Below are 12,563 nucleotides of genomic sequence, written 5' to 3' on the forward strand. Positions count from 1 at the left end.
CAGCTTCGGCTCTTCGTCAAGGTAATTCTTCGCATGCTCTACGAACAACGTGTCGATGCCCGCCGGTTTGATAAGCGTCACCGAAACGGGCACCTTTTCGTTCTTCAGTTCGATGCGCAGCGAGTTTGTGAAGCCCTTCACCGCGTGCTTCGACGCGACATAAGGACCTTGCAGCGGTACCGCGACGTCCGACAGTTCGCTGCCCAGATTGATGAGCGCACCGCCGCGTTCACGCAAATGCTTTAGGGCCACGCGCGAGCCGTTCACGACGCCCCAGTAGTTTGTCTCGAAGAGCTTGCGCTGGTCTTCGAGCGATACATCGGCGATGCGGCCATAGACCGAGACGCCCGCGTTGTTGATCCAGGTGTCGAAGCCGCCGAATCGCTCGATGGCGCCATCGGCGGCGGCTTTAAGCTGGCTTTCGTCGGCGACGTCCGCGGGCGTGTACGCAACGGCAGGCGCACCGTCGCGTGTAAGTTCGTCGGCAAGCACGGCGAGCGCTGTCTCGTCGCGGGCGATCAACATAAGGCGCACGCCTGCCTTCGCGGCGCGCCGCGCCGTGGCTAGACCAATCCCGCTCGTCGCGCCGGTGAGGACGATCGTTTGTTGATCGAGATGCTTCAGTTGGATTTTCATGGCCGGTCCGGAAGTTGGAAGAAACAAGTGCTCGCAGCATCCCTTGTTCCTTGGCTGCGCGGCTGACGGTTTGCGCGTCAGCTTGCGGACTGCGTTGACATGGCCTCTCGACCGTGACCGGCCAGGACGGGTCGTGCTGGCCTTTCGACGCTTCCGTACCGGCGATTCCGCGTCGCGACCCGGAGCGGCGGGCCTTCGCAGACGACGTGAAAACACGGATATTTGGATAACTACCCATCTCCTAACGGATCGATTTTCCGCCGCAACTCGACGAACGCGACAGCGATCACCCTCTTCCGCGTAATCGATCCTGTTCGGCGTTTCGTCGATGTTCGGCGGCCGCGTTGTCGGCCGTCGACGAACGGTGATCGGCCACTACTAAAACGTACTAAGTAAAGAGTATCAGGCCGCGATCAACGCTTCAGCATCGATGATAAAAAGCTCGCTTGTCGGCCTTTGCGGACGTTCCGCGTTAAGCAGCCCTGCGGCGGCTGCTCGCCGCATCGCTGTCATTCACGACGCGGCGCCGGGAAACGTCGGCTCCTCGCCTGGCAAATGAGTCTTGACGACCCAATGCCGTCGTTCGTTTAGCCGCACGATCAACGTCTGCTATGTGACAGATAGCAGACGATTAAACGATCACGCGGCACGCGACTGGCCGGGTTAGGTTGTGGGTCCTAGATGGGATACCAGACTGTCGATAAAGACTCTGACTTTCGCGGAAAGGCTCCGGTGACTGGGGTATAGAGCGTGTGCATCAACGGACATCTTGCTCGAATCAGAAAAAAGCCGGATCAATCGGCCGTCCGTAACGGCGTCGGATGCATGGAAATCTGGCAGCAACCCGATCCCAGCGCCTCCGATCAACACGGTCTTCATAACGAACGGTTCCGTAATCACCATGGCCGATTTTACCTCGATTGCCGACGCCCCCAAAGCGTCCCGAAAGCGCCAGACTTCCGGATGGTCCGCGTGCGCAATGAGCTTATGCTGCAACAGTTGCTCAGGTCGGTCGATCGCGGAGTGATCGCTCAGATAAGCAGGACTGGCACACGGCCATAGCGCGATGCTGGCAAGCCGGCGCGAGATCAGACTTGAATCTTCGAGCGGTCCAATTCTGATTGCTAAATCTATCTTTTCCATCTGAAGGTCCGTCAGCCTGTTCTCTACCGTCAGGACGACGCGCACCTCGGGATATTTTTCCAGGAATCCAGGCAGCATCGCAGCCAGTGGTCCACCGGCAAACGTGAACGGGGCGTTGATCTGAAGGTCACCGCTGGGTTTTCCAATCAGTCCGCCGATTGCGTTTTCCGCCTCGCCCACATCATCAAGGATTCGCTTCGCATGGCGCTTAAGGAGGAGCCCGGCATCCGTCAGGCGCAGATGCCGCGTTGATCGCTCGACCAGAACTGTACCGACTGCATCCTCAAGCCGAAGCAACGCGCGGCTGACCGACGACTTTGGCATGTTCAGCGCTCGGGCAGTCGCGGAGATGCTACCGAGGTCGGCAATGTACGAAAAAACAGTGAGATTCGCAAAATTGAGCATAGATGTCGTTCCCAGTCTGGAACGTGCTGTCCAGTCGTGAGTGACTAATCAAACTATCTGGAACGACATACGATACCAGCGTATACAACTCATGGAGTGAATCTCATGGCACAGACGGTACTGGTAGTCGGCGCAACCGGCATGCTCGGCGGGCGCATAGCCCATCATCTGCTTCAGGATCACGTAAGCAGCGTGCGCGTCCTCGTGCGACGTAGCACCGATGGAAATAAGCGCAGTGCAGTTGACGCGCTGTCGCGTGCGGGCGCAGAAGTCGTTGAAGGGGACCTGGCGATCCCCGCGTCGCTCGAACGCGCGACACAAGGCGTTGACGTTGTGGTCTCCGCAGTACAGGGTGGTCCGGCCACCATCGTTGATGGCCAGCTGGCACTGGCCGAGGCCGCGAAGCGCAATGGCGTGCGCCGCATCCTGCCTTCGGACTTCGGGCTTGATCTCTTTAAAGCTACGCCGGGCGAACATGCCGCATTCAACTGGCGCGCAAGCGTGGACGAGAAGATCAGTTCGCTTGGTCTGGAGCATATCCACATGCTTCAGGGCGGGTTCATGGACCTTTTCGGTCCTGTTTCCCCGCTTGTCAACTATGAGAAGCATACGGTCCACTTTTGGGGCGATGGCAAACGACCCATTGAAGTTACGAGTGTCGAGGACACGGCCAGGATGACGGCACGGGTTGCACTGGACCGGACCGTGCCGAGCGGAAAATTTGCTTTCTCCGGCGATCGAATTTCTTTTCAGGAAGTTGCTGACGAGGCGGAGCGACAAACGGGGCATGCATTCACGCGTCATTCGCTTGGCACGGAGAGTGAGCTTCGGGCGGCAATGGCCAAGGCCGACCCCGGTGAGGCCATCATGCTGGCCTACCAGCTATACATGCTGAACGGACAGACATCGCTGGAAGACCTTAAGAACGATCACTACCCCGACCTGCGGATGCTGTCCTTCGCGGAGTTCCTTCGTCAACGTCTCGGCGGGCGATGACCGTCAGCAAAAGCGTTCACGATCTTCCTACGAACACACTATCCAATGCAACGATGAAAATACTAGAGCCATTCGCGCTCGGCCCGGTAGCCATGAGAAATCGCGTCGTCATGGCGCCGATGACGCGCAGCAGGGCAGATTCTCATGGCCTCGCGGGCCCCTTGATGCGGGAGTACTACAAGCAACGTGCGTCGATGGGTCTGATCATCTCCGAGGGATTGAATACTTCCCCACAAGCGATCGGAGTTCCATCGACCCCCGGCATCTACACTGACGCGCAAATCGCTTCCTGGCGCAAGATCACTGACGCCGTCCACGATTCGGGTGGAGCAATCTTCGCACAACTTTGGCACACGGGTCGGGTTGGGCATTCATCGTGGAGAAATGGCTCGCTCCCTGTCGGTCCGTCTGCGATCCGGATCGAAGGACAAAAGCCATTCACGGCAGGTGGCATTGCTGACTTTGAGACCCCGCACGAACTGTCGGTTCAGGAAATCGTTGCCGTGGTCGCAGACTATCGGCGAGCTGCGGAGAATGCGCGCAGCGCCGGCTTTGACGGCGTCGAACTGCATGCTGCGTTCGGTTATCTGCCTAACCAATTTCTTGATGACAATTCTAACAAACGGGCGGACCTGTATGGCGGTAGCATTGCCAATCGGTGCAGATTTACACTTGAGGTGATGGATGCCCTGCTCGATGTGTGTGGCGTGGATCGGGTTGGTATCAAGCTGTCCCCCGCCATTGCCTACAACGGAATGGCAGACAGCGACCCGCGTGCCTTATACAGTCATCTGATTACCGAGCTAAGCACCTGGCGCCTTGCCTATTTGCACCTAATGCGACCGATGTTCCCGCTGGACCACGTTCCTCACTGGCCGAAGGACGTACTCGGGACATACGCACAACTTTTCGACGGTCCAATCGTTGCCAATGCAGGCTACACGCCCGATGAAGCTGAGGAAGCCTTGCTGAGGGGCGACGCGGATTTGATCTCATTCGGCACGCTGGCACTTGCCAATCCCGATCTCCCCGCAAGGATTGCGTCGCTCGGTCCTTTCAACGAGGCGGATCGGAACACGCTCTATGCTGGTGGCTCAGAGCGGGGATATACCGATTATCCTGCGTTACCGAATCGGTGATCGAGGATCAATCTGTTCGGCTAAAAACACGGTTCCGCCCCATCGCAGTCACTATGCGTTGGGGCGGATATCCGATCTACCGTCAACTGAGTCTCGTCGAGCTCTGGTCAGTGCTTCGGTCCCTGACGCGAAAAAGTTGTAGCCGTGGCCGTCGCGCTTCAGATAACCACTCCCTCCAAGGTGCATCCCCAACACTTTCAGATCGTCTTCAGCCACTGTTTTGAAGAGGGCCGAACGGGTTGCTGCTGCTTGATCAGGGTCTACGTCGAAGGCAATGGGCCATTCCGGTTGCGCTAGCTGGAGTGTCGCGCAGTGGATTATGTCTCCCCAAATCAGTAGCTTTTCATGCTGGTCTTCGAGCATTACCCCGATGTGGCCTGGCGTGTGCCCCGGCAGCGAAACGGCCATCATTCCGTTGGTGATTGGCCCTGCGACATCGAGATAACGCACGCGACTGCCGTAGGCCTCCAGCACCTTGGCGGCTGCGTCGAAAAATACGCCGAAAGCCGGTGGCGAGGCTTCGCGCGAGCGGGCGTCGAGCCAGTATTTCACTTCTTCTTCAGTCACTACCAGCTCCGCATTGGCGAAGCGCGGTTTGCCGTTTTCGAGCACCAGACCACCAATATGGTCAGGGTGCATGTGCGTCAAAACGATTGTGTCGACCCGCGACGCCGTCACGCCGGCCGCTTCAAGTTTGTCAGGAACGTTGCCGAGCGCGGGACCGAAGAGCCGGCCGCAGCCGGAGTCGATCAGGATTCTCCGACCCTCCCGCTCAACGAGAAACGCGTACACAGGCTCGATCGAAGGGCCGGTACTAGGTTGGCCCGCAATCTCCAGCAGTTGTCGTCCACGCTCGCAATCCGCTTGCGGCATGACGTCGAAACCGATTGGAAACATGCCGTCAAGTAGAGGCGTGATTGCGAAGCTGCCCACTGTCAAAGGTTCGAACTGCTCATTCATGTTCGTTGTCCTTCAACAGATTCTTATCAAAGAGCTTTTCAAGCGGAAGCCACGGGCCCATCGTGACGATGCGAGCCTGAAGTAGTTCGTGCCCGATGAGAGGCAACTTTGCAAGTTCGGACCGCACAGCTTCCGTGTCCGCTGCCTCCAACACGAGCGACACAACGAGGGGGTCTTTCTGAAAATACATCTCGCGCAATGCGCCTCTGCGGTAAGCATCCCAAACAGCTATCTCTTCGCAAAGAAGATGCGGTCCCAGAGCCGAGATCTGTTGGTCCGGGCCCAGTTCGAGTAGAGCGAGGTATTTCATTTCCTTCATCCGGTTAATGACGATGCGGGCAGTATCCCCGTGGACGTAGTGCTGCGGTACACTCCTCCGAGTCAGGTCACTGGTGACAAAATGTCCGCACAAAACGAGATTCCCGGCCTTATGAGCCTTTTTTCCTTCGTGCGTGTCGTCGAAGCAGGCTCCTTTGCCGAAGCAGCGCGTCGGGCTGGAACCACCAGCTCCGCCATGTCTAAGTCAATTGCCCGATTTGAGCAGCGGCATGGCGTTCGGTTGCTTCACCGCACCACCCACTCGCTCTCACTCACGCACGAAGGCGAACGGCTGCTGGAAGGTGCCCGCCGTCTGCTCCTGGATGCGGAGCGTCTGGGCGCTTCACTGACGGAGGGCGGTGAACCGATTGCGCGAGGGCGAGTAAGGATTAGCCTGCCAGGCTCCTTTGCGCATGCCTGCGTGCTCCCCTACCTATCGGAATTCCGGGCATTGAACCCCGAGATTGAACTCGATCTGAGCCTGGAAGACTCATTAATCGACCTTGGCGCTGAGGGCGTTGACATAGCGGTTCGGGCGGGCGAACTTGACCGCCAGCCGGGGCACGTGGCCACCAGGCTTCTTTCCTATCCCTACGTGCTTTGTGCAGCGTCTGAGTATCTGGACGCGCACCCTGCTCCCAGCGAGCCATCGGATCTGGCGACGCATCGACATATTGTTTTCCGCAACAAAGGGAACGGGCAATTACTAAACTGGCAATTTCGCTCGCCCGCTGCGGATCAGCGTCAGGTCCGGATTCAACCAAACACTCACATGATCGTTGATGACGGTGCCGCCGCATGGACGCTGGTACGGCAAGGATTCGGCCTAACATGGGCGCCGGCCTGGCTTGGGTTGGATGATCTCCGATCTGGCCGTGTCGTCGAAGTCATGAGCGACTGGCGGATACCTGATTTCCACCTGTTCGCAGTGCGGCTACAAAGAAAAAACACGCCCGCGAGAACCCGCGTAGTGCTGGATTTCCTCAGGATGCTGGTTCCCCGCTGGCAGCACGTTCAATAAAAATATAGAAGCCGCGCGAATGACCGGCTATTTTCGGCTTTTCCGACGTCAAAAGTAGCACGGCGAATACGGCAAGCAGCTGGAACCGCTCATTGCTTACGTCGAAGGAGGAAAACGTAAGTGAGCTTTGAGATATCGCAGAAACCCTCGCAATTTTGGCGAAGGCGCGCGCGCTCCTGGAGATAGCGCATGCAGGTGCTGCGGTGGGCCACTCCAATCAGGCAGCACCTTGCACAGCCTTCCCGTCGCGACTTCCGGCGCCATAATCCATTGCAAGCAAAATTCCATTGCCAGCGAGAGCAGCGTCCAGAAGCAAAACCGGATCGCTCGCCACGATGGCGGGCGTAAGGCGAAGCTCCTTGCCTTGCGTCCCTTACTGCTCAACGTCCATATTAACCCGCTTTCGGTGCGTGCCTGATGGAGCACGAGCGTTGGGCGAAGACACAAATCGTCCGGACTTTCAGGCGCACCATGCGTGCCGATGTACGCGGGGCTGGCATACGTCGTTGTCGAGAAGCTGCCGAGTTTTTGGGCCATCAAACTGGAATCGGGCAATGCGCCGAAGCGCAGAGCAACATCCATGTTTTCGCTGTACAGGTCGAGCGGAACGTGTGTCGCCGGTATCTCGATGCGAATATCAGCGTACTGCAAGCAGAATCCGGCTATTGACGGCGCAATCCACGTTGCGCCAGAGAAAACGGCAGTGTCACACGTAGCCAGCCCGCCGGCGCGCCACGGATCATCTGAACGGCGTTCTCCGCATCATCGACCTGCCTGAGGATCCCGCTGCAACGGTCGAAATACCAGACTAGATTTCCTACTTTGGGTGGCTAGTTCTTCTCATTTGTCGCGGGTTGGTCGCTCGACCAGAATGGTTTCCATCGAGGACGCCAACGGTTCTCGCCAACCCACCTCAAGGAGAATTGCCATGAAGCTGCAAAACAAGGTTGCACTCGTTACCGGCGGTACATCCGGTATCGGTCTGGAAGCTGCGAAGCTTTTCCGTGCGGAAGGAGCCAAGGTTGCCGTCATCGGCTCCAATCCCGGTCGACTGGAAGCAGCTGCAGAAGAACTGGGAGGCGATGCGTTGGTGCTTTCGGCTGACCTGCGCAGTCCCGCGGACATCGACCGTGCCATCGGTGACGTCGCTGCAACTTTCGGCCGAATCGACATCGTTTTCGCCAACGCTGGCGCTGGCACGGCGGCCCCGCTCGAAGCCGTCACGCCGGAAATGATCCACGAGCAGTTCGCCCTGAATTTCACCGGGCTGTTCCTTACCATCCAGAAGGCTGCTCCTCTCATCCCGAATGGCGGTAGCATCGTGGCCACTACATCGTTCCTGAACGCGGTGGGAACGCCGGGGCTGTCCATCTTATCGGCAACCAAGGCAGCCACGCGCTCGCTGGTCCGCTCTCTTGGCGCGGAGCTCGCGCCGCGAGGCATTCGCGTCAACGCCGTCAGCCCGGGGCCGATTGCCACGCCGTTCCACACCAAGCTCGGACTGTCGGAAGGGCAACTGTCGGATACGGCTGCCGCAATCCAGGCTGCCGTGCCGCTCAAGCGATTCGGTGAAGCCGCCGAAATTGCGAAGGCCGCGTTGTTCCTCGCCAGTGCCGATTCGTCGTTCACGACCGGCACGGAGCTCGTCGTCGATGGTGGTCTGTCGCAAATCTGATGCGGTGCTGGGGGTGTACTTGCGGCACCCCCACCTGGACACACGGAGAAATCGGCATGCAACTCGTGAATACGGGCCTCACGGCCTACCCTCGCTTTGACCTGCTGGATGGCGTAACGCCCATCCAGCGACTCACCCGGCTGGAACGTGAAGTCGGCGACGTGGGCATCTTCGTCAAGCGTGACGACCTTATGGGCCTTGGCGGGGGCGGCAACAAGCTCAGAAAGCTGGAGTTCCTGATAGGGGAAGCGCTGGCGCAGCGTGCCGATACGGTCATCACGGTCGGCGCGCGTCAGTCGAATCACGCGCGGCTCACTGCCGCGGCCGCTTCCCGCGCCGGCATGCATTGCGAGCTGGTCTTGACGCGCTCGGTTCCGCGGACCGACGCGGCGTATACGGAGAACGGCAATGTTTTGCTGGACGAGCTGCTAGGGGCGACCATTCACGACCTGTCCAGTTCGGAAGACCCCATGACGCTTGCGACGCGACGGGCAGCCGAACTGTCGAAGAATGGTCGGCGAGTCTACGTCGCCCCGTTGGGCGGCTCGAGCCCTGTCGGCTGCCTGGGTTACGCGGCATGCGCGCTCGAAATTGAGACGCAGGCCGCCGGGATGAACCTGCAGTTCGACGAGGTTGTCGTGCCTCACGGAAGTGGCGGAACGCACGCCGGCCTGGTTGCAGGTTTCATCGCTTCAGGAAAAGACCCAGGCTACGTTCGCACGCATGCCGTTCTCGCCAATGAAGGAAAAGCTCGCGCGGTTTCGTTCGAAAAGACGACAGCAACCCTGCGACTGCTGGGACGCGAACCGGTCCATGTAGCCGATGACCTCAACGTCGACGATTCACACCTCGGCGATGGGTATGGTATGCCTACCGACAGCATGCGCGACGCGCTACGCACGCTCGCTCGCGCAGAGGGGCTTCTCCTCGACCCGGTCTATAGCGGCAAGGCATTCGCAGGGATGTTGCACGACATACAGAATGGTCGTTATCGCGCTGGGCAAAATGTCTTGTTCGTGATGACCGGCGGTCTGCCAGGGTTGTTTGCGTATCGCAGCGCGTTCTGACACTGCTAAAAGGGCTCGTGCTGCGACCGAAGAAACGAGCAGGCCGATAGCGTTGCCTTCACTCAAGCGACTTATTCCAATGCGAGCACCCAACAATCTAAACGCACTCCGGGCATTCGAAGCGGTCTCCCGTCACCTGAGCTATTCCGCCGCCGCCGAGGAGCTCAACGTCACGCCGGCTGCTGTCGGACATCTGGTACGTGGTCTGGAGGACGCCCTCGACGTCGAGCTGTTTCATAGAACTACGTCGGGGGCCACGCGCCTTTTCCTGACTGATGCGGCGAGGTCGGTATTGCCCGCTCTGCAGTCGGGTTTCGATCTGCTGTCCGAGACTGTTGAGCAACTCAAGGCAAGCAAATCCCGTACGGCGTTCACGGTCACGGTTCCCGCCGCGTTCGCCGACAAGTGGCTGTTGCGACGTGTGGACCGCTTCCAGCAGCGGCACCCGTATTACGACCTGCGCATCGATACGAGCAACCGGCTCGTCGACTTCGCTGCTGACCGGGTCGATGTTGGCATTCGCTACGGTGCCGGCACATGGTCCGGGCTTACCTCCACGTTTCTGCTGAGAGACGAGTTTTTCCCAGTGTGCAGTCCATCCCTGTTACGCGGCAAACAAAGATTGAAGACGCCGGCGGACCTTCAGCACCATCTGCTGATTCATGACGTCTCGATGCAATCATCTGGAGCGTTTCCAACGTGGCGCTCGTGGCTTCATAAAGCAGGTTGCCGGAATGTCGTCGACTGCAATCGCGGCATTCAGATAAATGACTCGGCAGCTGCGTATCAGACGGCCATTTCAGGAAATGGCGTTGCGCTGGGACGAACGACACTCGTCGAGCATGACCTGAAAGAGGAGAAGTTGGTGAAGCCGTTCGATGTTGTGCAGACGTGCGAACTCGCCTACTACCTTGTGCATAAAAAAGGCAGTGAAAGCGCCGCCCCTATTGTCGCCTTTAAGGAGTGGCTAATATCCGAGGCCGGAAGTCGCACATAGCGTCTCAGACATCGAAGAAGGGATGGGCAAACGTCGACGTCATCATCTGGATGTCGCTTCGGAAGAGTTTCCGGCATGAAGCGCTAAGCGCCTTTCTGCTTGCGGCATACGGACCGTGGTGGCTACCCGGTTTTTGGCTCTCTTAACTGAGAACTATCCGGCTGCGTTTCATACGTCAAAAAAAGCACAATCTGGCCGTCATCGACCCCTGCAGTCCGTTGATCCCACGCGGCAGCAAAGGCGGTTGTGAGCGACATCGGTCATTCGTGCGGCGTGTCGGCCGGCGTTTATCCGCGCTGCGGACATTATTGGGATAACAGGGCGAGACAGCGATATGGCCGATGGCCGACATTGGCGGCATCTCGAAATATCCGCTTGGTCTTGTGTTGAAAAACTTACGTCAACGCAAACGTCAGCGATTGATATATCGCATAGGAAGAGTCAGCTATAAACGTGTTCTCGCAACGAAAGTCGGGTCGACCTATGATAGAAAGTGCAAGGCGTCAATCCGGAACGCCTGCATGCTGGTTCGATTGGCAGAATCGCGTGCATTTTCAGGCTGGGGTGCCGACCGAGACGAGTAAAGCAAGTAAGGCGCTTGCCATTCCAAACTCGCCGGCGTCTCCGGCTTCGGTCAGGAGCGCGTACGGCGCAGATAACGCGGAGCTTTCATAACAAGGTTCTGAGCGAACGAGAAGCGTCGCCGAGCGCCACGTTATCCAACGGCTTGCCCGATGAGATTAATCGCTTGCAAGCACCGATGTCACGTCCTGCATTGACGGCTGCAACCGCGGCAAGCGCATCGGAATCACTTACCGACAACATGACGAACGCCCCGCTCGCAGGATCGCCGCGCAAAACGCGCGCATGCCCTTCTTCGAATACCCCGAGCGTTTGCACGTTGCATTCGTACTGGTCCGACCAGAGCCACGGTGTTTCCGCATAACGCTCGCTCGCGCCGAGCATGTTCGCGGCCGCGATGGCGGGCTGATTCTGCGCCACTTGCCACGACTCGACACGCACATGCCGCTTCAGCAAGGGATTGAAATGCGCCGTGACTTCACCGGCCGCGAAGATCGCCGAATCAACGGTCCTGCATTGTTCATCGACGACGATGCCTCCATTCACATTGAGGCCCGCTGCTTCGGCAAGCTCGACATTTGGCACCACACCTATTCCTGCCACGACGACATCCGCTTCTATCGAGCCGCGATCCGTTTCGACCACTGTGCCGTCAATGCCACGACGAACCGCAAGCGGTTTCGTGTTCATGCGCACATCGACTCCCTTCACGCGATGCAAGGCGACGATGAACTCCGCGACTTCGCGCGGCATCGACCGCATGAGAAGCCGTGGCGCTGACTCGATCAGCGTCACCTGACAGCCCGCATAAACCGCCGACGCAGCAACCTCCAGTCCGATGAACCCACCGCCCAGAACCACCACACGCTTGCCCCGCGCAAGCGCGGCACGCAGCGAGCGCGCATCCGCGACGGTGCGTACGTAATGCAGCGTCACGCCGTCATCGAGCGGGCCGGGGAAACGGCGCACGCGCGAGCCGGTCGCAAGCAGTAGCCGCTTGTATTCGATGCGCGTTCCATCGCTCACTATCACACGCGACGATGCACGATCGATCGATTCGACCCGCTGACCGAGCCGCAACTCGATACGCTGGGCGTCATACCACGCGGCGTCTCGTATAAACGCGCGCTGCTCGCCCTTTTCCGACAGCAGCGCGCCCTTTGACAGTTCGGGGCGGTCGTAAGGCAACGCGTCCTCGTCGCCGATCATGACGATATGCGCTTGAGCATCCCGTTCGCGCAGCGTTTCGGCAGCGCGACGCGCGGCATGCCCCGCACCGACGATCACATACGACTCACTCGACATGGATTTCGACCTGCCCGTCCACGATGCGAATCGGATAACTGCGCACCGCTTCCGTCACGGGCGCACATTGCGGCGCGCCGGTGCGGATATCGAAAAGCCCTTGGTGCAGGGGACATTCCACGCAACCGTCCTCGACGAAGCCTTCCGACAGACGCGCGTGGCCATGCGTGCAAAGATCGTGCAGCGCGAAGACTTCATCGCCCATGCGGAACACGGCGATGGGTTTGTCGCACGCGACCACCGCCGACGGCTCGCCTTCGGTGAAGTCCTCAAGCGTGCCGATGACCTGCCATTCGTTCGTCAATTGATCCATGTGTGT

13 protein-coding genes are annotated in these 12,563 nt (G+C 58.9%); 6 read left to right on the plus strand and 7 right to left on the minus strand.

The features are described from left to right. Both QCE79_RS31025 and QCE79_RS31030 read right to left on the minus strand, forming a co-directional pair. Positions 1-636, minus strand: a 636-nt coding sequence (locus tag QCE79_RS31025) for an SDR family oxidoreductase (RefSeq protein WP_309850708.1), incomplete at its 3' end; no start/stop codon positions are given. Positions 637-1,299: 663 nt separating this feature from the next. Beyond that, on the minus strand, positions 1,300-2,184 hold the full coding sequence (locus QCE79_RS31030) for a LysR family transcriptional regulator (protein WP_309850711.1): 885 nt from the start codon (positions 2,182-2,184) through the stop codon (positions 1,300-1,302). A 105-nt stretch (positions 2,185-2,289) separates the two neighbouring features. Between QCE79_RS31030 and QCE79_RS31035 the strand changes: the two genes are divergently transcribed. Both QCE79_RS31035 and QCE79_RS31040 read left to right on the plus strand, forming a co-directional pair. Further along, complete coding sequence (locus QCE79_RS31035; protein WP_309850714.1) at positions 2,290-3,180, plus strand: NmrA family NAD(P)-binding protein; 891 nt, start codon at positions 2,290-2,292, stop codon at positions 3,178-3,180. Next, positions 3,177-4,319 carry an alkene reductase gene (locus QCE79_RS31040; protein WP_309850716.1) on the plus strand — a complete coding sequence of 381 codons (1,143 nt, stop codon included), beginning with the start codon at positions 3,177-3,179 and terminating at the stop codon, positions 4,317-4,319. The genes QCE79_RS31035 and QCE79_RS31040 overlap by 4 nt, the downstream gene beginning before the upstream one ends. 51 nt (positions 4,320-4,370) lie before the next feature. On the opposite strand, the gene QCE79_RS31045 is transcribed toward QCE79_RS31040, so the two are convergent. Continuing rightward, positions 4,371-5,279, minus strand: a complete 909-nt coding sequence (locus QCE79_RS31045; protein ID WP_309850719.1) for an MBL fold metallo-hydrolase — start codon at positions 5,277-5,279, stop codon at positions 4,371-4,373. Beyond that, on the minus strand, positions 5,272-5,589 hold the full coding sequence (locus QCE79_RS31050) for a hypothetical protein (RefSeq protein ID WP_309850721.1): 318 nt from the start codon (positions 5,587-5,589) through the stop codon (positions 5,272-5,274). The genes QCE79_RS31045 and QCE79_RS31050 overlap by 8 nt, the downstream gene beginning before the upstream one ends. Before the next feature lie 90 nt (positions 5,590-5,679). On the opposite strand from QCE79_RS31050, the gene QCE79_RS31055 reads away from it, so the two are divergent. Continuing rightward, positions 5,680-6,618: a LysR family transcriptional regulator gene (locus QCE79_RS31055; protein WP_309850724.1), complete on the plus strand. Its 939-nt coding sequence runs from the start codon at positions 5,680-5,682 to the stop codon at positions 6,616-6,618. A 96-nt stretch (positions 6,619-6,714) separates the two neighbouring features. Here the strand turns inward: QCE79_RS31055 and QCE79_RS31060 are convergent, their stop codons facing one another. Beyond that, positions 6,715-7,269 (minus strand): LysR substrate-binding domain-containing protein, encoded by a 555-nt coding sequence (locus tag QCE79_RS31060; protein WP_309850727.1) that lies wholly within the window; start codon positions 7,267-7,269, stop codon positions 6,715-6,717. 277 nt (positions 7,270-7,546) lie between these two features. Between QCE79_RS31060 and QCE79_RS31065 the strand changes: the two genes are divergently transcribed. The 3 genes from QCE79_RS31065 (at position 7,547) to gcvA (ending at position 10,357) form a co-directional block, all read left to right on the plus strand. Further along, positions 7,547-8,293 (plus strand): SDR family oxidoreductase, encoded by a 747-nt coding sequence (locus tag QCE79_RS31065; RefSeq protein ID WP_309851247.1) that lies wholly within the window; start codon positions 7,547-7,549, stop codon positions 8,291-8,293. Between the two features lie 56 nt (positions 8,294-8,349). Beyond that, positions 8,350-9,360 carry a D-cysteine desulfhydrase family protein gene (locus QCE79_RS31070; RefSeq protein WP_309850729.1) on the plus strand — a complete coding sequence of 337 codons (1,011 nt, stop codon included), beginning with the start codon at positions 8,350-8,352 and terminating at the stop codon, positions 9,358-9,360. 79 nt (positions 9,361-9,439) lie between these two features. Then, on the plus strand, positions 9,440-10,357 hold the full coding sequence (gene gcvA, locus QCE79_RS31075; protein ID WP_309850733.1) for a transcriptional regulator GcvA: 918 nt from the start codon (positions 9,440-9,442) through the stop codon (positions 10,355-10,357). A 669-nt stretch (positions 10,358-11,026) separates the two neighbouring features. On the opposite strand, the gene andAa is transcribed toward gcvA, so the two are convergent. Together andAa and andAb are read right to left on the minus strand one after the other, a co-directional pair. Further along, positions 11,027-12,244, minus strand: coding sequence for an anthranilate 1,2-dioxygenase system ferredoxin--NAD(+) reductase (gene andAa / locus QCE79_RS31080; protein WP_309850736.1), 1,218 nt, complete (start codon positions 12,242-12,244; stop codon positions 11,027-11,029). Then, entirely contained in the window at positions 12,234-12,557 is a 324-nt protein-coding gene (andAb, locus tag QCE79_RS31085) for an anthranilate 1,2-dioxygenase ferredoxin subunit AndAb (protein ID WP_309850738.1), read from the minus strand. Before andAb ends, andAa begins: the two co-directional genes overlap by 11 nt. Positions 12,558-12,563 lie beyond the last annotated feature (6 nt).

The organism is Caballeronia sp. LZ003 (genome assembly GCF_031451465.1).
In the GTDB taxonomy this organism is placed as follows: domain Bacteria; phylum Pseudomonadota; class Gammaproteobacteria; order Burkholderiales; family Burkholderiaceae; genus Caballeronia.